We start from the raw sequence: 24,681 nt of genomic DNA, 5'->3' as shown, positions 1-24,681 counted from the left end.
TGTCTGCTTGGACACTTTTGCAAGGCTATCATACGGAACAATAACGGGAATGGAAAGGGGTACGAACCATGGATCAAATGAAGTGGCACCAGGCATCTTCGGAGCAATTGCTTCAAGCGCTGGGAGTCCACAGGGAAGAAGGGCTCTCTGATGAAGAAGCGGCGTCTCGCCAAACGCGTTTCGGGCATAATGAGCTGTCTGAAGGAGCGCGCATCTCGCCGATCACCTTGTTTTTAAACCAATTTAAAGATTTCATGGTACTGGTTCTTGCCGGTGCTACGCTCGTATCTGGGATACTCGGAGAGTATCTTGATGCCATAACGATTATTGCGATTATTTCACTGAATGCTGTACTCGGTTTCATTCAAGAGTTTCGAGCGGAACGATCGCTTCATGCATTAAAGCAGATGTCTGCGCCTACGGCCAATGTGCTTCGCAACAAGCAAGTGCGCAGTGTGCCCGCGAGTGAGCTTGTACCCGGAGACATCGTGCTTCTGGAGAGCGGAGATCGTGTGCCTGCCGACATCCGTTGGTTTGAGACGAACAGCTTGTATGCTGAGGAATCAGCCTTGACGGGAGAGTCAGTACCTGTCGGCAAGCATGCCAAGCCGATAGACAAGGAAGATATCCCGTTAGGAGACATGAAGAATATCGGATTCATGGGCACAATGGTTACCCGCGGCTCCGGCAAAGGCGTTGTTATTCGAACGGGTATGGACACCGAGATGGGGAAAATCGCAGATCTGATCGAAAACACCGAATCGATGGAAACTCCGCTGCAGCATCGTCTTGAGCAATTAGGCAAAATTCTAATTATCGTCGCCCTTCTGGTGACGGTAGTGGTTGTGGCTGCTGGTATTATGCATGGACAACCCGCGATGACGATGTTTTTGGCGGGTGTCAGCTTGGCCGTTGCTGCAATTCCTGAAGGACTGCCAGCGATCGTTACGATTGCGCTAGCCCTGGGTGTTCAGCGCATGATCAAGCGCAAGGCTATCGTTCGCAAGCTGCCGTCTGTGGAGACGTTAGGGTGCGCTTCTGTCATATGCTCGGACAAAACAGGAACACTTACGCAGAATAAGATGACGGTAACCCGCATATGGACAGGTGGTCGTTCACTTGAAGTTAGCGGGGAAGGATTTGAGCCGACTGGACAAATTACGGAACTAGGCAAGCAGTTGGATTTGAAGCACGATCAGTCGCTGCGCCGAGTGTTGCAGATCAGTGCATTGTGCAATAATGCCACCCTCATCGAATCTTATCCGACCGAACAACAAGCCGCTCCGTCTGAACGTAAAAAAGGGAAGAACGGTAAGCAAACTGCGGGCAAGGAAAAGGAAGAGTTGAGGCCGATCTGGGACATTAAGGGTGATCCAACAGAAGGAGCACTGGTTGTACTGGCTGCGAAGTTAGGGATGACGCCGCAGTCATTGTCCGCCGTGTATGAACGCGTTGGAGAAATTTCTTTTGACTCGGATCGCAAGCGGATGTCTGTCATTGTGAAGCATCAGGGTGGTCGTCTCGCTTTGGTGAAGGGTGCGCCTGATGTGCTGCTGGAACGGTGCAGCTATGCACTGTGGGATGGCAAGGTCGTTCCATTCACGGCCACATTGAAGCAGAAGGCATTAGCAGCGAACGAAGCTATGGCGAAGCAGGCGCTCCGTGTACTGGGACTTGCCTATCGTGAAATGAAGCCAAGCGAAGATGCGGAGAATGAATCTGCAGTGGAATCCCAGCTCGTGTTCGCAGGATTAGCGGGCATGATCGATCCGCCGCGCCGCGAGGCAAGAGAAGCCATTGCTATCTGCAGACGTGCTGGAATTAAGACGGTAATGATTACGGGTGATCATCAATTGACTGCAGAAGCGATCGCCAATCAGCTCGGCATCATCCCGCGCGGCGGATTAACGATGAGCGGGGTGCAGCTTGCTATGATGGATGATGACGCGCTGGATAAGGTCGTGGACAAAACCTATGTATATGCGAGGGTTTCACCAGAGCATAAGCTGAGAATCGTTAAGGCATTACAGCGCAAGGGTCATGTTGTGGCGATGACAGGGGACGGTGTCAATGATGCTCCTGCCATTAAGGCTGCAGATATCGGCATTGCGATGGGGAAAACAGGTACCGATGTAACCAAAGAAGCCTCATCGCTCATCCTGAGCGATGATAATTTTGCAACGATCGTAGCGGCTATTGAGGAAGGACGCGGCATTTACGAGAATATTCGCAAATTTATACGATACTTACTAGCTTCGAACGTAGGGGAAATATTAGTCATGTTCCTTGCCATGATACTAGGACTTCCCTTGCCGCTTGTACCGATACAAATTTTATGGGTGAATCTGGTGACTGACGGGCTGCCTGCAATGGCGCTCGGCGTCGATCAGCCTGAGAAGGATTTAATGGAGCATCGGCCGCGGTCTGCAAAGGAAAGTATCTTCTCACGGAGATTGGGTTGGAAAATTATTAGCCGAGGCATCTTGATTGGGGTATGTACGTTAATCGCATTTTGGCTTACATGGAGTACGGATCCAGACAGTGCTGCACAGCTTACGAAGGCTCAATCCGTTGCATTTGCGACACTCGTACTAGCCCAGCTTATCCATGTGTTTGATTGCCGAAGCTCTCGTTCGATTTTCCATCGGAATTTCTTCCAGAACCGCTACTTGGTGCTGGCAGTTGCCTCCTCGGTTGTGCTTCTGCTTGGTGTGCTCTATATCGAGTCGTTGCAGCCAATATTCAAGACGGTTCCGCTCAACTTCAGAGATTGGGCGATTACATTTGTTATGGCTGGAATTCCAACCTTCTTGATGGGGATCGGATCAGTCCTGACCGGCAAGAAGTCGGGACGGCCAAGTGGGGCGAATCCCGCCTATACCTCCAATCGAAGAGCGGCTTGAAGTTGGTAAATGTTGAAGAATGTATTTATGAAAAAAGTGCAAATATTACTCCACTAGGTTTATAGATTAATAAGCCTTGATTCGGTAAACTTTGAGTTGTTATGAATGACTCAAATATGGTCAATAATGCAAACTGAGTTTGCCGTATGAAAGGTTGATTGCGATGAAATTTACAAAGATGCATGGACTCGGCAATGATTTCGTTATTGTTCATGGAGAGCAGGAGCTTCCAGCTAACGTATCTGAATTGGCGGTTGCAGTCTGTAATCGCCATTTCGGTATTGGTGCTGACGGTCTTGTATATATATTGCCTTCTGAATCTGCTGATGTGAGAATGCGAATTATTAATTCGGATGGGTCAGAAGCTGAACAGTGCGGTAATGCGATTCGATGTGTCTCGACCTATGTCGTGGAGCATGGATATGTGAAGCGAGATGAGCTTACGATCGAGACTCAGGCTGGTGTGCAGCATGTTCAGATCATTCGTGAGGACGGATGCGTTCATGCTGTGCGTGTAGATATGGGAGAGCCAGTGCTTGAAGGGCTGCAGGTACCAACGGTATTTGATAAGCCTGCTGTCATTGACCAGCCAATTGAAGCAGGCGGCCACGCTTTTACGTTTACGGCAGTATCTATGGGTAATCCACACTGTGTCATCTATGTGGATGATGCAGCAACGTTCGATATCCATGGATGGGGTCCGCTGTTGGAGAGTCACTCTTATTTTCCGCGGAACATCAATGTAGAGTTTGTCTCTATTCATACACGCGATCATGTCACGATGCGAGTATGGGAGCGGGGAGCAGGGGCTACCCTTGCATGTGGAACAGGTGCTTGCGCGACGCTCGTATCGAGTGTCCTTAATGGGTTGACGGACAGAGCGGTAACTGTATCGCTTGCAGGAGGAGACTTATTTATTGAATGGAATGCTGCGGATAATCATGTCTACATGACAGGGCCTGCAACATTTGTATTTGATGGTGTATGGGAGTAAGGAACTTAATAAAACTGGATGAGATAAGAACATGAGGGGTCAGCTGTAATCGATGCAGCTGGCCTCTTTTTATGCTGTGATGTACGTATAACACAGTATTTTGGTGGAAATTCTATGAGTTTTTCAAAAAAAGATGAACAAAATGGGCGATTTTACTTGATGAACCGCGGTTTCTTGATAGAATGTTTACTAAGCAAGTTACTACTATATACAGAGGATTCATCAACGATGGGAGATTGGGGTGCGAGACAGGATGAAGAACTTTCGGGAAGCACTGCACGAGCAAATCATAATTGGCGATGGTGCAATGGGGACGTATTTGTATCAACTTGGGTATCCTGTTGGTATTTCGTATGAAATACTGAATGTCACCGATCCAGATGTGATCCGAAATATCCATAAGCAGTATGTGGATGCAGGTTCGGGTCTGCTAGAGACGAATACATTCACTGCGAATCGGGAGAAGCTCTACAGACATGGCAAAGAGCATCTCGTTAAGGATATTAATAGAGCGGCTGTCCGCCTTGCCCGTGAAGCAGCAGGAAATCAAGCTTATGTGATAGGTGCGCTTGGTTCTATTCGAGCAGGTAAACGTGAGAATGTTCATACCAACCAAGTCATTCGAGATTATCATGAACAGATGTCGGCCATGCTGGAAGAAGGCGTTGACGGCATTATGTTTGAGACCTTCTACGATCTGGAAGAAATGCGTCTTGCCTTGCAAGTGGTGCGTGAACTGGATCAAGATGTTCCTGTAATCTGTCAATTCGCCGTGGAGGAATCTCGGAGAACGAAGGATGGCAAGAGCTTGCTGGAAGCATTCCGCGTCTTGCGTGACGACGGAGCGGATGTAGTTGGCTTGAACTGCCATATGGGTCCGAATGGCGTGCTGCGTGCGCTAGAGGGTGTTCAAGGGCGTATCGACCTGCCGTTGTCTGCATTTCCAAATGCAGGTCTGCCTGATTATGTCGATGGACGCTACAACTTCGTTGCATCCGCAGAATATATGGCGCAAAGCGCGGTTAAATTCGTGCAGATGGGTGCTCGGATTGTCGGCGGCTGCTGCGGAACGACACCTGAACATGTTGCGGCGATCGTAGAAGCACTTCGGGATGTGGAAGTTCCTGAGCTCCCTGTGCAGCCTGTGGAAAGCATCATTATTGAAGAGGAATCAGAATCTATGCTTTGGCATGACGGTGCTGCTTGCTACGACGGCTGTGATCATGGACACGATGCTGAGGAATCAATAGTCGATATGGTGCGATCCCGTCATACAGTCATCGTGGAGCTGGATCCGCCTCGTGATCTGGATGTATCGAAGTTCATGAAGGGTGCGCAGGTATTGAAGGAGGCGGGGGTTGACGCCCTGACGTTGGCAGATAATTCACTTGCCGTTACCAGAATGAGCAACTTGGCTCTTGGTTACATGGCACTTGATAAAGTCGGCATTCGCCCGCTTGTCCATATCGCATGCCGAGATCGCAATCTGATAGGAACTCAGTCCCACATGATGGGCCTTCATGCACTTGGCATTGACCACGTGCTCGCTGTAACAGGAGATCCGGCCCGATTCGGTGATCTTCCTGACTCGAGCTCGGTATACGACATGACCTCTTTCGAGATTATTCGGATGATTAAGCAGTTGAATAGCGGTCTCGCATTCTCAGGCAAGCCGCTCAAGCAGAAGGCGAAGTTCGTCGTTGGCGGCGCATTCAATCCGAATGTGAAGCATCTGGATAAAGCGATTGCGCGTTTGGAACGGAAAATCGAAGCCGGCGCAGATTACATTATGACGCAGCCTGTCTATGATAAAGAGTTAATTGTACGGATAGCAGAAGCTACGAAACATCTTAATGTACCAGTCTTTATCGGCATTATGCCGCTTGCGAGCGGACGCAATGCTGAATATCTCCACAATGAGGTTCCCGGTATCCAACTGTCCGATGAAGTACGTAGTAGAATGAGCGGATTAGAAGGGGAAGCTGGGCGCAAGGAAGGGGTCGCCATCGCGAAGGAACTGCTGGATGTCGCGCTTACCCATTTTAAGGGTATCTACTTCATGACGCCGTTCATGTTCTATGAAATGACAGCCGAATTGACCCAGTATGTATGGGAAAAAGCGGAACGCCAGGCAGACCCCTTGTATCGTCTGACATAATCAATTAAAATAGGGTAATGGATGTGGTGCCCGTGGTCTATAGTATGACTGGTTACGGTCAGTCTACCCGCGAGATTGGCGGGTACAAGATAACGATTGAAGCGAAGTCTGTTAACCATCGTTACTGCGAAGCTGTGCTTCGCTTGCCGAGAGAATGGACATGCTATGAGGATCGTCTTCGGCGCATCGTTCAGCAGAAGGTTAGTCGCGGCCGAATCGATGTGTTTATGAATAAGGAGCGGAACGGCGAGGTTAAGTCGGTTGTGGAATTGAATCGGCAAACGCTCGAAGCGTATCTTCAAGCTTCTGCGAAAGTTCAAAGTGAGTATGGTGTAGCGGGAGATTTGTCGGTTACCGACTTGCTCTCGCTTCCTGATTTGTTCACGGTTAGAGAGTTAACCTCTTGGTCGGAGGAGGAGCTTGCTGCTTCTCTGGAATCGGGATTGCTGGAAGCAATGGATGGATTGTGCAGGATGCGCGCCATGGAAGGCAGCCACCTCAACCGAGATTTGGCGGAACGACTGAGCCGGTTGGAATTGCTCCATTCGGAACTCACAGAATGGGCTCCGGTCGTTGTGACCGATTATCGAGCGAAACTGAAACAACGTATCGAACAACTGTTGGATGCCAGTTTTCCAATGGACGAGCATAAGCTTGCACTGGAAGTGGCACTGTTTGCGGAACGCTCCAACATTGATGAAGAACTGACGCGGCTGAAGAGCCATTTCGAACAGTTCGGACGACTGCTCGAAAGTAATGAAGCGATAGGACGCAAGCTTGATTTTCTTGTACAAGAAATGAACCGCGAAACGAACACCATCGGCTCCAAGGCGAATCATTTGGAAATAACGAACCGCGTCGTTGAAATGAAAGCGGAGCTGGAGAAAATTCGCGAACAAGCAGCGAATATTGAATAAATTGTGGAGCGCTCGAAAGTAGAGGGAGGACCTGTAATGGCGATTAAGCTAATCAATATCGGATTTGGTAATATCGTATCTGCCAACCGGATCATTTCAATTGTGAGCCCGGAATCGGCTCCAATTAAACGAATCATTCAAGAGGCTCGAGACCGTCATATGCTGATTGACGCTACATACGGCCGACGCACGCGTGCCGTAATTATTACGGACAGTGACCATGTCATTTTGTCCGCTGTGCAGCCTGAAACGGTAGCTCACCGTCTATCTACAAAGGATGACGACAACGACGAATAAGATGGAGACGAAGATGAAGAAGGGGTTATTAATTGTGCTGTCCGGCCCATCTGGCGTCGGTAAGGGCACAGTATGCAAAGCTTTACTGAAGAAAACCAACGATCTTACTTATTCCGTGTCTGCAACGACACGCGAGCCGCGGGCCGGCGAAGTAGATGGTGTGAATTATTTCTTCAAATCACGCGAAGAATTCATGCAGATGATCGAGGAAGATCGCCTACTTGAATATGCGGAATACGTAGGTAACTATTACGGAACACCATGTGACTTCGTTGAACAGAAGTTGACTGAAGGCCGTGATGTTATTTTGGAAATCGAAGTGCAGGGTGCAATGAAGGTGAAGGAGAAATTCCCGAACGGAATTTTCATCTTCTTGCTTCCGCCATCGCTCGACGAACTGAAGGATCGCATTCGTGGACGCGGTACGGAGCAGGAGCACGTTATCGATTCCCGGATGAACGTAGCCGTTGAAGAGATTGCGTTAATGGAGAACTATGATTACGCGGTCGTTAATGATGAGATTGATCTTGCGTGCAAGCGTATAGAGAGCATCATCATTGCCGAACATTGTAAGATTAGAACTCACGAATAAGCTGCAGCAAGGCGCACTTTCATCAGAAGTGTGCCTTGTCACGGTTATTAGAAGAGAGCGGCTTCTATAACATGGATAAACGGCATATATTATCTGCTGGGCGTCTGCGTCAGAAGCGAGGATACAAAAAAAGGAGTGCTGAACCATGCTTTATCCTTCCATTGATGAATTGATGAAAAAGGTTGACAGTAAATATTCTTTGGTAGTTGCAGCTTCACGCCGCGCACGCCAATTGCGTGAAGGCGGTCGTACGGAATTGAAAAACGCAAAATCCCATAAACAAGTGGGCGTGGCTTTGGAAGAAATTTATGGCGATTACATTCACACGGAGCAAGACCACAGTCAGCTTCAACCAGGTGAATAAATACAACTGTAAATGCGAGCTGGAAGACTTGGTCAGAGAATGAAGTCGAGTTGACCAGCGGCGCATAGCAGGACGGAAGTTCATACAAGCTTGAAAATGGATAACAACCGCAAGGTTGTTATTTTTTTCAAGAAGAAGGAACAAGGAAGTACTGGAATAGCAATAATTCCTAAAGAATGATACGTTTGGCGGCATATCTGGCTGATTAATCGCATGCAGTATGGTCATGAATAGCTAGCGGCAAAGGGAATGTCGGCTGAACGGAAAGGCGGGATACAATGTTGCAAGGGAAAACGATAGTGCTCGGAGTTACTGGAGGCATTGCCGCTTATAAAGCTGCTGCCTTGTGCAGCAAGCTGAAGCAGGAAGGTGCAGAAGTTCACGTCATTATGACGAAATCGGCAACGGAATTCATTACCGAGTTGACTTTCCAAACGCTATCTCGTCATCTCGTATATACAGATACGTTTGACGAGAGGGATGCATCTGTCGTCTCTCATATTGACTTGGCGGATCGGGCTGATCTGATTCTGGTAGCACCTGCAACAGCGAATGTAATTGGGAAGATGGCACACGGGCTTGCGGATGATATGCTGACGACAACGCTGCTTGCAACGACGGCTCCTGTCATTGTTGCGCCAGCGATGAATGTACATATGTATGTCCATCCTGCAGTTCAGCATAACATGGGGATGCTGCGCGAGCGTGGAGTCCACTTCATAGAGCCAGAAGAGGGCCTCCTCGCCTGCGGTTATACAGGCAAGGGAAGAATGGCAGAGCCCGAGCATATCATCGAGCAGCTCAAACAGTGGATGGCTTCCAACAAGCTGCCTGAGAGATTCGGGCCGAGCAATGTGATGACAAGCGTCAAGGCGAATGGCTCTGGCGTACCGCCAGAAGCTGCTGCACAAGAAGAACTGCTTCTATATGGCAAAACGGTACTTGTCACAGCAGGTGGGACTGTTGAACGTATTGACCCCGTTCGCTATATAACGAATGATTCCTCAGGCAAGATGGGATTTGCTATCGCAGAGGCGGCGCGAAATATGGGGGCCCAGGTGGTCGTAGTAGCAGGACAAACGCAAGTATGCCCGCCAGAAGGGGTAACGATTGTCCGCGTGGAATCCACACAGGATATGTACGAGGAAGTCATGAGCCGCTATCCAGAGATTGATCTGGTTGTGAAGACAGCAGCAGTTGCGGACTATCGTCCGGTCGCGCGGGCACCTCAAAAGTTGAAAAAGACTGGGGAACGTCTCATCATTGAGTTGGAACGGAACCCGGATATTTTAGAAGAGCTTGGGCGCCAAAAATCGAAGCAATTCCTCGTTGGCTTTGCCGCAGAGACGGAGCATGTTGATCAATACGCGGCAGACAAGCTGCGCCGCAAACGGCTTGATCTCATCGTTGCGAATGATGTATCGCGATCAGAAGGTGGATTTGGATCTGATAACAATGAGGTATCGATTTATGACGCGGAAGGTCTTGTAGAACGAATTCCGCTTATGGAGAAGAGCGGGGTTGCGAAGCGTATATTGCAGTTGGCTGCATTGAGAATGAAGGATCCGACCCGGGTGCTGGCAGGCGCTGAAGAGGTGCATCCGATTGAGTAGTGAACATGACTGGATGCCTGCACATGAGCCTTTGTTCCATGCGGTGGGGGCCACAGTCTTGGATGAAGGAACTCGCTGCAATGTGGCTCAGGTCATTGTTGATGTATCTAGCAAGGCAACGAATCGCCCATTTGATTATGCAGTGCCGCAGGATATGGAGGCATGGCTCGAAATTGGCAGCAGAGTTGGGGTTCCTTTTGGCGGGAGAACCGTACAAGGATTCGTCATCGGACTGTCAGATACGACGGATGTGCCGAAGTCTAGATTGAAGCCCATCCAGCAGCTGCTCGACATTGTCCCTCCTCTGCGTCCTGATTTGGTGCAGCTTGCGAAGTGGATGAGTGACCGCTATGTATGTACTTTGACGGCAGCGCTGCAGGTTATGATTCCCGGCGCAATGAAGGGCAAACGGGAGAAGGCCGTTCAACTTGGGGAAGATGCGGTGTTGTATATGCATCACACACGCCTTCATGAAGAGCAGATGAAGGCTGACGATCCTTCAATTGTGGACACGCAGCTTCCCGATCAACTTGAGCTTATGCCGCATAAACTGCTTGCGGACAGCCTCACCGCTGAACTGCTTGCTTATGTAGAACGGAACGAGCCAATCGCTGCCGATAAGCTGCTGCAGGCATTCCCAGCCGGAGCCGCCCTAATCAAAGAGGCGATGCAGCACGGGTGGCTCGTGGAGACGGAGCGAATTAAAGATCGTATCGGCGTGAAGAAGCTGAAGCGTGTTCGCCTTGCTGTGGAACCGGATCAGGCTGAGCAAGCAGCGGTGGAGATTGGCGCTCGCGCTCGCCGTCAGCAGGAATTGCTTCGGCAGCTTCTTGAATTTGGCGGGGAACTTCCGCTTCGCTCGCTCAATGCTTCTGCGGTGAAAGCCTTGGAAGGCAAAGGATTGATCGTCGTCGACGAGGTTGAGGTTATGCGTGATCCATACGCCGACCGGCGCTTCAAGCCGACTCAACCGCTGCCACTAACAGAAGAGCAGCAGGGCGTTCTAAGCCGAATTACCGAAATGCTGGATGAGGGCTCTGCACAATCATTTCTTCTCCACGGCGTGACCGGAAGCGGCAAAACAGAAGTATACTTGCAGGCAATCGACCGCTGTCTCCGTTCCGGCAGACAAGCGATCGTGCTGGTACCGGAAATATCACTGACCCCTCAAATGGTAGAGCGGTTCAAGGGACGATTCGGCTCAAAGGTGGCTGTTATGCACAGTCGCCTGTCCCAAGGGGAGCGTTACGATGAGTGGAGGAAAATACGAGAGCGGCGCGTTCAGGTCGCGATTGGAGCGCGTTCTGCCATATTTGCTCCATTTGAGCATATCGGTCTTATCATTATGGATGAAGAACATGAAACCTCTTATAAGCAGGAGGAGACACCGAAGTATCATGCCCGCGATGTGGCCGTAGAGCGAGCTAGACTGCATGACGCCGTTGTTGTGCTTGGATCAGCGACGCCCTCTATGGAGACGTATTACGCGACCAAGCTTCATGGATATGAAGCTCCGCCGTCAGGGCTGGAGCCGCCTGCTTGGGATTTGGCTCCGCTGGCCATGCCAACCCGCGTTGGTGGCAGAGCGCTTCCGCCCGTGACGATTGTGGATATGCGTGAGCAGCTGAAGATAGGCAATCGCTCGATGTTCAGCGCTCCGCTGGAGAAGGCGCTGGAGGAGCGGATCGAACGGGGAGAGCAGACAGTTCTGCTGTTGAATCGACGTGGTTACTCCACATTCGTGATGTGCCGGACGTGTGGGTATGTTGCCCAATGTCCTGAATGTGATATTTCGCTGACTTATCATATGAAGTCTGGGCATATGCGCTGTCATTATTGTGGGTACGCGGAACGGGCACCAGTCGTCTGTCCCTCATGCGAAAGCGAGCATATACGCTACTTTGGCACAGGGACACAGCGTGTTGAAGAGCAGCTAGCCAAGCGTTTTCCGGGCATACGTGTCATTCGGATGGACGTGGACACGACGACGGAGAAGGGATCGCATGAACGTCTGCTTGCCCAGTTCGGTGAACGCAAGGCAGATGTACTGCTGGGGACGCAGATGGTCGCGAAGGGACTTGATTTCCCTTATGTGACATTGGTAGGTGTTATCGCTGCGGATTCTGCGCTGCACATGCCGGACTTCCGAGCGGCGGAGAAGACATTCCAGCTTCTTACGCAGGTCGCAGGCCGTGCAGGCAGACATCAGCTGCCAGGCGAAGTAATTGTGCAGACGTATGCACCGGAACATTATTCCATTACCCATGCTGCCCAGCATGATTACTCGGCTTTCGCCTCAGATGAGCTAAGGCATAGAAGGCAGCAGATGGTTCCGCCTTTTTGTCGATTGGCCTTGCTCTCTATGACACATGAACAGCTGCCGCTGCTCGTGCGTGTTGCAGAGAACGCTGCCCTGCGGCTGAAGGAGCTGGCTGAGCAGCGAGGATGGCTTCATGGGCTGAACGAAGCAGCCAATGCGGTTGAAATTTTGGGGCCAGTTGCTTCTCCAATTCCGCGAATTAAGAACCGCTACCGGTTCCAATGCATTATCAAGAGCAGAGGAAATGTTGATTTGTCCTCTTTGATGGCAGATGCGATGAAGGAGTTCGACATGGTATCCAAAGAACAGGATGTATGGTTCAATGTAGATATCGACCCGCAAATGATGATGTAGAGATGAATATAAAGCACTGGAGCATTCGTCATCAGCGTATATGGTGAATAAACTATAAATAAACGATTCAAAAAGGAAGGTGTGCCCGATGGCATTACGAATTATTGTACACGAACCAGATGAGGTTTTGCATCAAATAGCAAAGGAAGTTCCTAAGATTACGCCGAATATTCAGAAGCTGCTGACAGATATGGCAGATACGATGTACCATGCTGAAGGTGTCGGACTTGCTGCACCGCAGATCGGTATCTTGAAGCGTGTCATTGTTGTAGATGTCGGCGATGAGCATGGATTGATCGAGATGGTGAACCCTGTTATCCTGTCTGCGGAAGGAGAACAGCTTGGCCCAGAAGGCTGCTTGAGCATTCCAGGAATCAATGGCGACGTACTCCGCCATCAGAAAATCACGGTAAAAGGGCTTGACCGCAATGGCCGTGAAATTACGGTCGAAGCTGAAGATTTCTTGGCGCGTGCATTCCAGCATGAGATCGACCATTTGAACGGTGTATTGTTCACCGAGATTGCAGAACGGGTATATGAGGTGCCCCGCGAAGGCAGGGAATAAATGATGACGAAGATTGTATTTATGGGGACGCCTGAGTTCGCGGTTCCTTGCTTGGAGAATTTGTTAAAGGAAGGGTACGAAGTTGCAGCGGTGGTTACTCAGCCGGATCGTCCGGTAGGGCGTAAACGTGTGCTGACGCCTACACCAGTGAAGGCTGCTGCGCTGGAGCATGGGATTCCTGTATGGCAGCCGGAGAAGCTTCGTACCTCTACCACGATAGAGGATATTCGCGCTTTGGAGCCGGATCTTATTGTTACTGCAGCTTATGGACAGATTCTGCCGAAGTCTGTGCTTGATATTCCGCGTCTCGGCTGTATTAATGTACACGGTTCACTTCTGCCGAAGTACCGTGGAGGTGCACCAATTCAGCGTTCGATCATGAATGGTGAGCCGGTGACTGGCGTAACGATTATGTATATGGCGGAAGGCATGGATACAGGCGATATGATCAGACCGATTGAAGTGCCGATTACGGACGAGGACAATGCCGGCACGATGTTCCAGAAGTTAAGCGCTGCAGGAGCACAGCTTCTGATCGATACGCTGCCGGATCTAATCGCAGGTCGTATCCAGGCGATACCACAGCCTCATGAGGAAGCAACTTACGCCCCTAACTTGAAGCGCGAGGATGAGAAGATCGATTGGTCACACTCTGCGCGTGAGATTTTCAATCAGGTTCGTGGCCTTGTACCGTTCTCTGGCGGATTTACGTTGTGGAACGATGAGGTATTCAAGGTGTGGGCTTGTGAGGCGCCGAGCAAGGCAGAGGCTGATGCATCCAAGGGATCGCAGGAGCCGGGAACTGTGTTGACACTTAGCCCACGCGGCATTGAGGTTCAGACAGGTGCAGGCACATTGTGGCTGACCGAGGTTCAGCCTGCTGGCAAGAAGGCAATGGCTGCTAGCGAATTCGTTCGCGGCGGCAAGATGATGCAAGGGATGGTGCTGAAGTGAGCGAGCAGCATTCGGGAGGCGCGAAGAAGCGCAAGACAGCACGCGATGTTGCGCTCGAGGTGCTTGTTCAAGTGGAGAAGGAGCACTCCTACAGCAATTTGCAATTGAACCAGGCACTCCAAGGAGCGAATTTACCGCGAGTTGACGCAGGTCTGGCGACAGAACTTGTATACGGAACGATTCAGCGATTGAATACGATTGATGGTGTGCTGGAGCAGAAGGTGCAGCGTGGTTTGTCCAAGCTTAAGCCGTGGATGCGCAATCTGCTGCGCATGACAGCCTATCAGCTGCATTATCTGGATCGCATTCCTGCCCATGCCGCCATCAATGAAGCGGTTACGATTGCGAAGCGACGCGGTGGACAGTCCATGGGCGGCTTCGCCAATGGAGTGCTGCGAGCGATTATGCGCGAGCCGAATTTATGGGATACTCCTGCTGGTTCAGATCCGGTCTCACGAATTGTATGGGAGCATTCGCATCCGGCTTGGCTTGTCTCCGACTGGGTCGATGCTTACGGGGAAGCAGACACAGCAGCGATGTGTGAGGCGAACAATCGTCCTCCGCACGGTAGCGTACGTGTAAATGCGCTGCGAACGAATCGTGAGAAGCTGCTTGCCGATATGAAGAAGGAAGGCTTGAATGCAATGCCTTCTTCACTTTCGAAGGATGGAATCGTCGCTGAGGGCGCAGGGAATCTGGCGTTAAGCAAGTGGTATCGCAATGGCGAGCTGTCTGTGCAGGATGAGAGCTCCATGCTCGTCGTTGAGGCGCTTCGTCCTGAGGCTGGCATGCGAGTGCTGGACTGCTGTGCAGCTCCTGGAGGCAAGACGACACATATTGCGGAGCGAATGGGCAATACGGGTGAGGTAGTGGCTAATGATGTTCATGCTCATAAGGTGGCGCTCATCGCAGATCAGGCTGAACGTCTTGGCTTGACATCAGTAGCGATGATGAATGTGGATGCGTCCACACTAAGCCGCGAACTGCCTTCTGGCAGCTTTGATGCAGTGCTGCTCGATGCACCGTGCACAGGCTTCGGTGTCATTCGACGCAAGCCGGACATTAAGTGGGCCAAGCGTCCTGAGGACGTAGCATCTATTGCTTCCCTTCAAGCTGAGCTGCTTGATCAGGCAGCTCAATTGGTTCGCCCAGGCGGACGCCTCGTCTATTCAACTTGTACGGTTGAGCGTGCGGAAAATGAGGATGTGGTTCGCCGCTTCCTAGCATACGCTGCTGATGAAGGTTGGGAACTGGATGATACGTGGAAGGCGGCTCTTCCAGCTGAGCCCCTCGCTGCGGCACTGAGGCGGAGCCCGGAAGGCATGCTGCAGGTACTGCCGCATGATGCGGAATCGGATGGCTTCTTCATCGCTTGCCTGAAGAAGAGCAAGTAAGCATATCATCGTGCGAATCGCATGATGTTGATACCTGCATAGGGTGTGAAGCATAAGCCGCAACGCTCAAGACGAGGCTTCTTGAACGTTGCGGCTTTCTTTTTCAAGCCAGGGAAGATCTGCTGCTTGCAACACGCGCTTTTAGCATTTCGCCCATTTGTGGTAAAATAAATCGAACTGCATGATTGAGGAAAGGTAGAGGTTGAACAAACGAATGAAACCATTTATATACGATCTAACATTTGAACAGCTTCAAGAATGGTTGAAGGAGCAAGGAGAGCCGGCATTCCGTGCCGGACAAATTTTTGATTGGCTATACGTGAAGCGTGTGGATGACTTCCAAGGGATGTCAAACTTGTCTAAGTCGCTTCGTGAGAAGTTGGAGAACAGCTTCCAATTTGTAACACTGAAAGAAATTACACACATGAAATCGCAGGATGGCACGTATAAATTCCTATTCGGACTACACGATGATCATGCGATTGAGACTGTCATTATGAAGCATAGTTATGGGAACAGCATCTGTGTAACGACCCAGGTCGGATGCCGTGTAGGCTGTACCTTCTGTGCCTCTACGCTTGGCGGGTTGAAGCGGAACCTGACAGCGGGCGAGATTGTAGCCCAAGTCGTCGCTGCGCAGAAAATTCTGGACGAATCCGAAGAGCGCGTGAGCAGCATCGTTATTATGGGGACGGGAGAGCCGTTTGAAAATTATGATGCGACGATGGCGTTTCTGCGCATTATGATCCATGAGAAGGGGCTGCACATCGGACAACGTCATATTACGGTATCAACGAGCGGCATTGTGCCAAGCATTTACAAATTTGCTGACGAGAATACGCAAATCAACTTGGCGATTTCAATTCATGCGCCGAATGATGCTCTGCGTTCGAAGCTTATGCCCGTTAACCGCAGATTCCCATTCGAGGAAGTGATGAAGGCGCTCAAGCATTATCAAGTGAAGACTGGACGCCGTATAACCTTCGAATACGCCCTTATTGGCGGTGTGAACGATAAGGTTGAGCATGCGGAAGAACTTGCAGATGTATTGAAACGTATGGAAATGCTCGCACATGTCAACTTGATTCCGGTCAACTATGTACCGGAGCGGAATTATGTACGTACCCCTCGCAACGATATTTTTGCATTCCACCGTGCGCTTCAGGATCGAGGTATTAATTCGACGATACGCCGGGAGCAGGGGCATGACATTGCTGCAGCGTGTGGACAATTGCGAGCGAAGCATATGGAGTCTAATGCGAGGTGATCGAAAATGAGAGCTGTACAACGTTCTGATGTAGGACGCGTCCGTGCGGTCAATGAAGACCGTGCTTTCCTGTCCGAGTTGTCGAACGGCTATTACGCAGCTATCGTAGCCGATGGAATGGGTGGACATCAGGCGGGAGATATTGCAAGCCGACTTGCTGTCGAGACGGTTATATCTGAATTGTCAGCATTGCCAGGTGAGTTGGATCAGGAGATGCTGGGCAGTGCGCTTGAACAGGCGATTATCCGGGCGAACCAGACGATTTTTCATATTGCCTCTCAAGATGAGAAGTATCATCACATGGGAACGACAATTGTCGCAGCCCTCTTCGATAAATCCGATTGGAAAGGATTTATCGGGTATATCGGCGACAGTAGAGCCTATGTGATTAATCGCAGTGGAATCAAGCAGCTGACGGATGATCATACACTAGTCAATGAGCTGGTGAAGCGCGGTCAGATCGAACCACAGGAGGCAGAGCGTCATCCGCGGCGCAATGTACTTATTCGTGCGCTCGGAACGGACGAGCAGGTGGAAGTGGATCTGCTGTCTGTTGAAATTCGTGTTGGAGATGTGCTGCTTCTATGCAGTGATGGATTGACGAATATGCTGAATGCTGAACAAATATGGGGGGTTGTCATTGATCCTTCGCTCCCGCTGCCTGTCAAAGCGGATCGTCTGCTCGGACAAGCGCTTGATGCCGGGGGGGATGACAACATCACGATTGTCCTTCTGGATCGTTTGGAGAACAGCGTTGTGGAAGAGGGGGGTAGCTCATGATTGGCACCATACTGTCTGGTCGCTATGAGATCATTACGCGGATTGGTGGAGGCGGCATGGCGCTTGTGTACAAGGCGCTTGACAATTTGCTGAACCGCTATGTAGCAGTCAAAGTATTGCGCCAGCAGTTCGTTCATGATGAAGAGTTTATCCGCCGATTCCGCCGGGAGGCTCAGTCTGCTGCATCGTTGTCTCATCCAAATGTAGTCAGCATTTATGATGTTGGACAGGAAGAAGATACTCACTTTATCGTTATGGAGTATGTGGAAGGGCATAATCTGAACGAGATTATTCTGGAGCGGGCTCCCCTGCAGGTTGACGAGTCGGTGCGAATCACTACGCAAATCTGTGACGCGCTTGATCATGCCCATCAGAATCATATTATTCACCGCGACATTAAACCGCATAACATCTTAATTGGCCTGAACGGCCGCGTCAAGGTGACAGACTTCGGGATTGCACGCGCGGTTACTTCATCGACGATCACACAGACTGGATCTGTGGTCGGCTCGGTTCATTATTTTTCTCCAGAGCACGCGAAAGGCGTGTCGACAGGAGAAAAGTCTGACTTATACTCGCTCGGGATTGTGTTATATCAGATGCTTACCGGCAAGCTTCCGTTCCTCGGGGAGAGCCCGATCAGCGTGGCGCTGAAGCATCTGCAGGAGCCGTTCGATGAACCAAGAGTGGTTAATCCGCATATTCCTCAGAGTGTGGAGAACGTCATTCTGAAATCGATGCGCAAAAATCCTGCTGAACGATATCAATCCGCAGCCGAGATGATGCGTGATCTGGAGACATGCTTGCTGCCTGAACGTCTGCATGAGCCCAAAATTACTTTCAAGCCGCGGCCTGTCTATGATGACGACCAAGAAACGCGGGTGATGCCTGCAATTCGCTCCACGACGTCAGATCATGCAGCTAGCCCTCAGGGAAGGACGGGAAAGCCTCCTGAGCGCTCCGCATCATCTGCTGCAGCTGGAGCAAGCAAGCGCAAGTCTTGGGTAAAGCCTGCGATTTGGGCAAGTGTGACAGTTGTATTCCTAGCGATTTTAATCGGTGTAGTGTATTACGTGAAGAGTGTGCTTGTTGTGAAGGATGTTGAAGTTCCGAAACTGATCAACATGACGTTACAAGAGGCCCAGAAGGAACTGGGTGCTCTCAAGATTGAGATTGAGGATCCTGTAATTGAGGAATATAAGGAAGGCTTCGAGGCGGGGAAAATCTTCGACCAGAGCAAGCCCCCTGGATCGATGGTGAAGGAAGGCTCGACCATTCGCTTATATGTGAGCAAAGGCACCCCGCTTGTGAAGCTTGCTGATTACAAGGGGAAGTCGGTCGACAATGTCGTACAGCAGCTGTTAGATCTAGGCTTCGACAATTCACAGATTGAGAAGAAGCTCGTCTATGATGATGAGTTGGAAGAAGGTCTGGTCGTCAGCATGTCTCCTAGCCCGAATACGGAGGTCGATCCAAAGAAGACAACGATTCAGCTTATGGTCAGCAAGGGCAAGGAATCGTTCGGTATGCCGAACTTGAAAGGCATGACCAAGGAAGCGGCCATTGCCGCGATTGAATCGAGTGGACTGAAGCTGGCTAGGGACGGGGTTGTGGAAGAGCCTAGTTATGAAGAACAAGGCAAGGTAATTAAGCAGCAGCCGTACGAGGCAAATGATCCGGTGACGAAGGGTGCGGAAGTTCGTATCTACATTAGCTCAGGCTATCCGCCTGAGGCATTGCGATATACGTTCCCGTTAACGGTGTATCCGGAAGTGGAAGGCAAGTCGAGCAAGATTCGGATCTATTATACGGATGCACGCGGAGAGAAGAGGGAATGGGGAACAGAGACCATTTCGACGGCCAAAACGTTCAATGTGGAGCTTATTCTTGCACCAAATAAGGATGGAGCTGTGTCCTTTGAGCGTGACGGCAAATTCGTAGATGCTTATCCTGTCTCTTATACCGATGCGAAGCAGGGAACGGTACACATCCCACCACCTCCTGATATTCCGGCTACTACACCGCCAGGAGGCACTCCAGAACAGGGAGGCGGCCAAGGCAATGGCGAAGGGGTCACACCTCCTGCGGATGGAACAGATGGACAGAACGGAGAGGCAGGGGCAGGCGGTGAGGAAACTGGGAACTAACAGTTGGCCTCGCTGCCGTGCAATGAACAGCAGGAACGTGAAGAGCTTGGAGGAACATATATGCCAGAAGGTTTAATTGTAAAGGCGCTGAGCGGCTTCTATTATGTTCGGCCCGATGAGTCTACAGATGAAGAGGTCGTTCAGTGCCGTGCCCGCGGCATTTTCAAGAAGAAAGGCGTGTCCCCGCTTGTCGGGGATCGCGTCACCTTCTCTATGACGGATAATGGAGAAGGTACGGTAGATCAGATTGAGAAGCGGAAGACAGAACTGATTCGTCCGCCAATTGCGAATGTGGGGCTGGCAGCGCTTGTCTTCTCGGTAGCTGAACCCGTATTGAACCGCCAATTGCTGGACAAGTTCCTTGTACATATCGAGCACGCGGGACTTGATGCGGTTATCGTGTTGACGAAGTGCGACATCATCGAAGGGCTGCCAGAGACAGAGCAGTCGGCTGCACGTCAGGAGATGGAAGAGACAATTCGTCTGTATTCCAATGTCGGTTACGACGTTATTTCTACCAGTGCCCGAGGCGGGTATGGCTATAGTGAAGTGGAGAGCAAGTTGAATCAAGACATCAGTGTATTTGCGGGTCAGTCTGGTGTCGGCAAGTCATCGCTACTTAATGCGATGCTGCCCGGCGTATCGCTGGAGACGAACCAGATCAGCCATCGTCTCGGTCGAGGCAAGCATACGACACGTCATGTGGAGCTGCTTGCATTGCCCCGTGGCGGCTATATTGCGGATACTCCGGGATTCAGCCAGCTGGATTTCTTGGAACTGGGCGTTGATCAGCTTGGAGACTGTTTCCGCGAGTTCAGAGCATATGCAGACGGCTGCAAATTCCGTGGCTGTACGCATATTCATGAACCCGGTTGTCAGGTAAAGATGGCTTTGGAGCAAGGCGATATTGCGAAATCCCGCTATGAGCACTATGTGCTATTTTTCGAGGAAATGAAAGAGAAAAAACGGAGGTACTAACATGACACAGCAGAACGACATCCGAATTGCCCCTTCCATTTTGTCCGCTGACTTTGCGAAGCTTGCGGAGGATATTCGTGACGTAGAGCGAGGTGGCGCCGACTGGATCCACATCGATGCGATGGATGGCCGCTTCGTTCCGAACTTGACGTTTGGTTCGCTCATTGTAGATGCTATCCGTCCGCATACGGAGCTGACATTGGACGCTCACCTCATGATTGTGGAGCCGGAGAAGTACGTTCCTGATTTTGCTAAGGCAGGAGCCGATGTCATCACCGTACATGCGGAAGCTTGCCCGCACCTGCATCGTGTGGTGCATCAAATTAAGGAATGTGGTGCCAAGGCAGGCGTCGCGTTGAATCCTGGCACCTCGCTGTCGGCTGTTGAGGAGCTGCTCGGTGATGTGGATTTGTTCCTCATCATGACGGTCAATCCAGGGTTCGGCGGACAGAAATTCATTTCTTCGATGACGGATAAAATCAAGCGTCTGCGTACAATGCTGAACGAACTTGGCAGACAGGACGTCCATATTGAAGTGGATGGAGGAATATCGGCAGCAACAGCTGGCCTCGTTACAGCAGCGGGAGCGGATGTACTCGTGGCAGGCAGCGCGGTGTATGGGGCACCGGATCGTGCAGAAGCGATTCGTGTGCTTCGCGAAGCAGCAAGAAGAGGGTGACACGGCAACTAGATTGCGCAGCGGCATCATGGGATATGCGTGTGGGAGAACGCGCGTGATGCTGCTGAGTGGCAAAGGGGAGAAAAGCATGTGGGTAACAGCGCTAATGCTGACGCTGTACAGCTTTGTGTGCGGATCACTAATAGGATTGTATGCATTTTTGACCTTTCCGATTAACTTGGTATGCTCGGTGGGGGCTTTGTTTCTTGGATACAAGTTCTTCAAGCGGTATCAGACCAAGAGCATTCGGATCTGGTTTGTATCCTTGTCCGTATTGTTTTACTTCATCTTTTTATTCATGATGTCAGTTGTCACATATTTGAAGCAATTGCCTACGCCTGCTGCCTGAATCCTTCAGAATCGGGCTTGCTCTCCATGCATAGAGCTTGTGGGGTCGGCATATAGTGGTTACATGAGCACAGATCTCATGTAACCTTTTTTCTTATCATGACGGGTCTTTCGGACATGTCGGCGAATAGAAGTGTAGGGTAGATGAGATGACGAGGAGGGTGGAGTATGAAGTTCTATACGTTTAAGCTGCCTAAGTTCTTGGGAGGTTTCGTCAAGGCCATCTTAAATACGTTTCAAAAAAACTGACGTTCCTGGCGGCCATGATGCTGAATCCGTATCCATCATCCACCACCCGAACGTATTCGTATATGAAGGGCAGCGGGAACGGAGCAACAGGCTCAGCACATATATGAACGATAGCGGGTTCCGGCATGCAGCAGAAACGGTTGTTCCGTCCCGTTCGGAGGTCCGACCGTTTCCTGCGAGATGGCATAAAATCATGTCATTTCATGTAAAATAAGGAAGAATAAAAAAAGACTCCCCATTGAACGATGTCAATGAGGAGTTCATCCCGATATGAAAAAAAGCACCTGATCGCGTCAAGGTGCTTTTTGTATATCTTACATGGGATTAGACGCGAGTCACTTTACCTGCTTTCAAAGCGCGTGTGCTCACGTAGACGCGTTTAGGTTTGCCATCTACCAAGATGCGAACCTTCTGAACGTTAACGCCCCAAGTGCGGCGGTTTTTGTTATTCGCGTGCGACACGTGATTACCGGATCCAGGTTTCTTCCCCGTTACATAACATTTGCGAGCCATGCCTTACACCTCCTTATCCCAAAACAACCCTCATACAATTAAATACTCAAATATGATATCATATATGAAAAAGCCTCGTCAACTGAATCAAAAACTTTGTTTATTTCTGTTTTCTATTATAGTACAATGTTGATTAGTCCATAATACTCACAAAAAGGGGTGGAACAACCATGGCCATTCAATTGGATACCAATCTCGGAGCTGTGAATATTTCCGAAGGGGTCGTAGCAGTCATCGCCGGATCAGCGGCAATGGAATGTTATGGACTTGTGGGCATGGCCTCGCGCAAGCAGTTGAAGGACGGCATTGCTGAGCTGCTTGGTCGCGAAAATCTGACGCGTGGTGTCGAAGTGCGCCGGGAGCAAGATGCGCTACATATCGATTTATATATTATTGTTAGCTACGGAACGAAAATATCCGAAGTGGCGCACAACATTCAACAGAAAGTGAAATATGTATTGAATGATGTAGCTGGCCTGTCAGTCGAGCAAGTCAACATCTTTGTCCAAGACGTACGCGTATTAAGCTAGGAAGGGGAATATTCGTTGAATATACGTTCTTTAAATGGAACACAATTTGCCAATATGGTGCTAAGTGGTGCGGACAGTCTGAATCGCCACGCAGAGCATGTCAATTCATTAAATGTCTTTCCGGTACCTGATGGGGATACGGGAACGAATATGAATTTGACGATGACAGCAGGCGTTACTGAACTGAAAGCGAAGATGTCTGCATCCATCGCCAAGTCGGCAGAAGTTTTGTCCAAAGGATTGCTAATGGGAGCCCGGGGTAACTCGGGTGTTATTTTGTCTCAATTGTTCCGCGGCTTTAGCCGTGGTGTTGCTGGTTTGGATGAGGTGAACTCGGTTCAGTTCGCCCATGCGATGCAGAGTGGTGTTGATACCGCTTATAAGGCTGTCGTCAAGCCGGTTGAAGGGACGATTTTGACAGTTGCGAAGGAAACAGCCAAGTACGCTGTTCAAATTGCCCGTCGTACTCCGGATTTGACGGAGTTTATGCGTGAGGTATTGGCGAAGTCCAAGGAAGCATTAGCGAAGACGCCGGATATGCTGCCCGTCCTCAAGCAAGTAGGCGTTGTAGACTCCGGTGGACAAGGCCTCGTATACATTTATGAAGGTTTCTTGGCTGTTCTGGAATCCGCAGATGGTTCTTTCCATGAGTCGACTGCGTCTGCAGCCGTTCATATACCATCCGGAGCAGCGACTCCGCATGTGAATGCTTCTGCACAAGCGAAGCTGCATACGGAAGATATTGAGTTCTTGTATGATATGGAATTTTTCATTGATCGTACGCGAGGGGTATCTAAGCCGTTCGATGAAGACAATTTCAGGAAAGCGCTTGCCGAAAATGGGGATTCGATCATTGTGATTCCAGATGATGAGATCATTAAGGTTCACGTTCATTCCCGCAAGCCAGGTGAAGTATTCGATCTGGCCATGGAGTATGGCGAGCTGACGCAAATGCACATCTTGAATATGCGCGAGCAGCACCGTGAGATCATTCATGGCGAACACGGCGATGTGTCTGCTATGCCTGAATTATTCGCAGAAATTCCTGTACAGGAAGTAGCTGTAGAATCCACTTTGGTTGAGCCGCCAGCTGAAGAACTTGCACCTTATGGCTTTATCGCTGTAGCAATGGGCGATGGCATCCGGGATATTTTCAGCAGCTTGGGCGTAGACGTTGTGCTTTCTGGTGGACAAACGATGAACCCAAGTACACAAGATTTCATCGACGCTATTGAGTCGATCTCGGCACAGCATATCTTCATCTTGCCGAACAACTCTAACATCGTGATGGCTGCGAAGCAGGCTGCAGAAATCGTGGAACGTGATGTAACAGTACTTGTTAGCAAGACAATTCCACAAGGGATTGCAGCGGCATTCGCCTTCCAAGAAGACGAGAGCTTGGAAGTGAACCGCTGTGCGATGGAGGACGCTATCGCTCATATTACGTCTGGTCAAGTGACGTACGCGGTGCGTGATACGACGTTGGATGGTCTGGAAATTAAGGCTGGACATTATATGGGTATTGTAAACGGGAAGATCGTAACGACGACGGAATCGGTTGCGGATACGCTGCAGCAGCTGATGACAAAGATGTTGGAGAACAATGGGGAAGTCGTGACGCTTCTTACAGGAGAAGAAGCGAAGGACGAGGATACGGAAGCGATTGTTGCATGGCTCAGCGAGCAATATCCGAACGCTGAAGTAGAAGTGCATCAAGGCGGTCAACCGATCTATTCCTATATCATCTCCGTAGAGTAGGACAATG

Annotated in this window: 22 protein-coding genes; 21 read left to right on the top strand and 1 reads right to left on the bottom strand. The window is 50.3% G+C overall.

Going from position 1 to position 24,681, the window contains the following annotated elements:
- The first annotated feature begins 68 nt into the window (after positions 1-68).
- From BLS15_RS09810 to spoVM, 19 genes are all read left to right on the top strand, one after another.
- Complete coding sequence (locus BLS15_RS09810; protein WP_021256662.1) at positions 69-2,903, top strand: cation-translocating P-type ATPase; 2,835 nt, start codon at positions 69-71, stop codon at positions 2,901-2,903.
- A gap of 163 nt (positions 2,904-3,066) precedes the next feature.
- Entirely contained in the window at positions 3,067-3,897 is an 831-nt protein-coding gene (dapF, locus tag BLS15_RS09805; RefSeq protein WP_021256661.1) for a diaminopimelate epimerase, read from the top strand.
- Positions 3,898-4,150: 253 nt separating this feature from the next.
- Positions 4,151-6,055, top strand: a complete 1,905-nt coding sequence (locus BLS15_RS09800; protein WP_021256660.1) for a bifunctional homocysteine S-methyltransferase/methylenetetrahydrofolate reductase — start codon at positions 4,151-4,153, stop codon at positions 6,053-6,055.
- A gap of 32 nt (positions 6,056-6,087) precedes the next feature.
- Positions 6,088-6,972: a YicC/YloC family endoribonuclease gene (locus BLS15_RS09795; protein WP_021256659.1), complete on the top strand. Its 885-nt coding sequence runs from the start codon at positions 6,088-6,090 to the stop codon at positions 6,970-6,972.
- A 36-nt stretch (positions 6,973-7,008) separates the two neighbouring features.
- Positions 7,009-7,269, top strand: a complete 261-nt coding sequence (gene remA, locus BLS15_RS09790) for an extracellular matrix/biofilm regulator RemA (RefSeq protein WP_005548256.1) — start codon at positions 7,009-7,011, stop codon at positions 7,267-7,269.
- A gap of 13 nt (positions 7,270-7,282) precedes the next feature.
- On the top strand, positions 7,283-7,861 hold the full coding sequence (gmk, locus tag BLS15_RS09785) for a guanylate kinase (protein WP_028531237.1): 579 nt from the start codon (positions 7,283-7,285) through the stop codon (positions 7,859-7,861).
- A gap of 145 nt (positions 7,862-8,006) precedes the next feature.
- Complete coding sequence (rpoZ, locus tag BLS15_RS09780; RefSeq protein WP_021256657.1) at positions 8,007-8,225, top strand: DNA-directed RNA polymerase subunit omega; 219 nt, start codon at positions 8,007-8,009, stop codon at positions 8,223-8,225.
- Positions 8,226-8,503: 278 nt separating this feature from the next.
- Entirely contained in the window at positions 8,504-9,838 is a 1,335-nt protein-coding gene (gene coaBC / locus BLS15_RS09775) for a bifunctional phosphopantothenoylcysteine decarboxylase/phosphopantothenate--cysteine ligase CoaBC (protein ID WP_090511311.1), read from the top strand.
- Complete coding sequence (gene priA, locus BLS15_RS09770; protein WP_254777322.1) at positions 9,831-12,512, top strand: primosomal protein N'; 2,682 nt, start codon at positions 9,831-9,833, stop codon at positions 12,510-12,512. Before coaBC ends, priA begins: the two co-directional genes overlap by 8 nt.
- 88 nt (positions 12,513-12,600) lie before the next feature.
- Complete coding sequence (gene def, locus BLS15_RS09765; protein ID WP_021256654.1) at positions 12,601-13,077, top strand: peptide deformylase; 477 nt, start codon at positions 12,601-12,603, stop codon at positions 13,075-13,077.
- A 3-nt stretch (positions 13,078-13,080) separates the two neighbouring features.
- Complete coding sequence (gene fmt, locus BLS15_RS09760; RefSeq protein ID WP_090511587.1) at positions 13,081-14,031, top strand: methionyl-tRNA formyltransferase; 951 nt, start codon at positions 13,081-13,083, stop codon at positions 14,029-14,031.
- Positions 14,028-15,425, top strand: a complete 1,398-nt coding sequence (rsmB, locus tag BLS15_RS09755) for a 16S rRNA (cytosine(967)-C(5))-methyltransferase RsmB (protein WP_090511307.1) — start codon at positions 14,028-14,030, stop codon at positions 15,423-15,425. Before fmt ends, rsmB begins: the two co-directional genes overlap by 4 nt.
- Before the next feature lie 214 nt (positions 15,426-15,639).
- Positions 15,640-16,692 (top strand): dual-specificity RNA methyltransferase RlmN, encoded by a 1,053-nt coding sequence (gene rlmN / locus BLS15_RS09750; RefSeq protein WP_028531234.1) that lies wholly within the window; start codon positions 15,640-15,642, stop codon positions 16,690-16,692.
- Between the two features lie 6 nt (positions 16,693-16,698).
- Positions 16,699-17,472, top strand: a complete 774-nt coding sequence (locus BLS15_RS09745) for a Stp1/IreP family PP2C-type Ser/Thr phosphatase (RefSeq protein WP_021256650.1) — start codon at positions 16,699-16,701, stop codon at positions 17,470-17,472.
- Positions 17,469-19,619, top strand: a complete 2,151-nt coding sequence (pknB, locus tag BLS15_RS09740; RefSeq protein ID WP_021256649.1) for a Stk1 family PASTA domain-containing Ser/Thr kinase — start codon at positions 17,469-17,471, stop codon at positions 19,617-19,619. The genes BLS15_RS09745 and pknB overlap by 4 nt, the downstream gene beginning before the upstream one ends.
- Positions 19,620-19,679: 60 nt before the next feature.
- On the top strand, positions 19,680-20,597 hold the full coding sequence (gene rsgA / locus BLS15_RS09735) for a ribosome small subunit-dependent GTPase A (protein WP_028531233.1): 918 nt from the start codon (positions 19,680-19,682) through the stop codon (positions 20,595-20,597).
- A gap of 1 nt (position 20,598) precedes the next feature.
- Positions 20,599-21,276 (top strand): ribulose-phosphate 3-epimerase, encoded by a 678-nt coding sequence (gene rpe, locus BLS15_RS09730; RefSeq protein WP_021256647.1) that lies wholly within the window; start codon positions 20,599-20,601, stop codon positions 21,274-21,276.
- Complete coding sequence (locus tag BLS15_RS09725; protein ID WP_227774553.1) at positions 21,230-21,625, top strand: hypothetical protein; 396 nt, start codon at positions 21,230-21,232, stop codon at positions 21,623-21,625. The genes rpe and BLS15_RS09725 overlap by 47 nt, the downstream gene beginning before the upstream one ends.
- A gap of 167 nt (positions 21,626-21,792) precedes the next feature.
- The gene (gene spoVM / locus BLS15_RS09720) at positions 21,793-21,873 is read left to right on the top strand and encodes a stage V sporulation protein SpoVM (protein WP_019424875.1); all 81 of its coding nucleotides are present in this window, start codon (positions 21,793-21,795) and stop codon (positions 21,871-21,873) included.
- 324 nt (positions 21,874-22,197) lie between these two features.
- On the opposite strand, the gene rpmB is transcribed toward spoVM, so the two are convergent.
- Positions 22,198-22,386: a 50S ribosomal protein L28 gene (rpmB, locus tag BLS15_RS09715; RefSeq protein WP_005548278.1), complete on the bottom strand. Its 189-nt coding sequence runs from the start codon at positions 22,384-22,386 to the stop codon at positions 22,198-22,200.
- 170 nt (positions 22,387-22,556) lie between these two features.
- Between rpmB and BLS15_RS09710 the strand changes: the two genes are divergently transcribed.
- Complete coding sequence (locus BLS15_RS09710) at positions 22,557-22,916, top strand: Asp23/Gls24 family envelope stress response protein (protein WP_021256645.1); 360 nt, start codon at positions 22,557-22,559, stop codon at positions 22,914-22,916.
- A 54-nt stretch (positions 22,917-22,970) separates the two neighbouring features.
- Positions 22,971-24,674 (top strand): DAK2 domain-containing protein, encoded by a 1,704-nt coding sequence (locus tag BLS15_RS09705; protein ID WP_090511584.1) that lies wholly within the window; start codon positions 22,971-22,973, stop codon positions 24,672-24,674.
- Positions 24,675-24,681 lie beyond the last annotated feature (7 nt).

Source organism: Paenibacillus sp. cl6col, assembly GCF_900102125.1.
Lineage (GTDB): Bacteria > Bacillota > Bacilli > Paenibacillales > Paenibacillaceae > Paenibacillus_B > Paenibacillus_B suaedae.
Note: the sequence above shows the minus strand (reverse complement) of the source record. Positions and strands in the feature narration are given on the sequence as shown.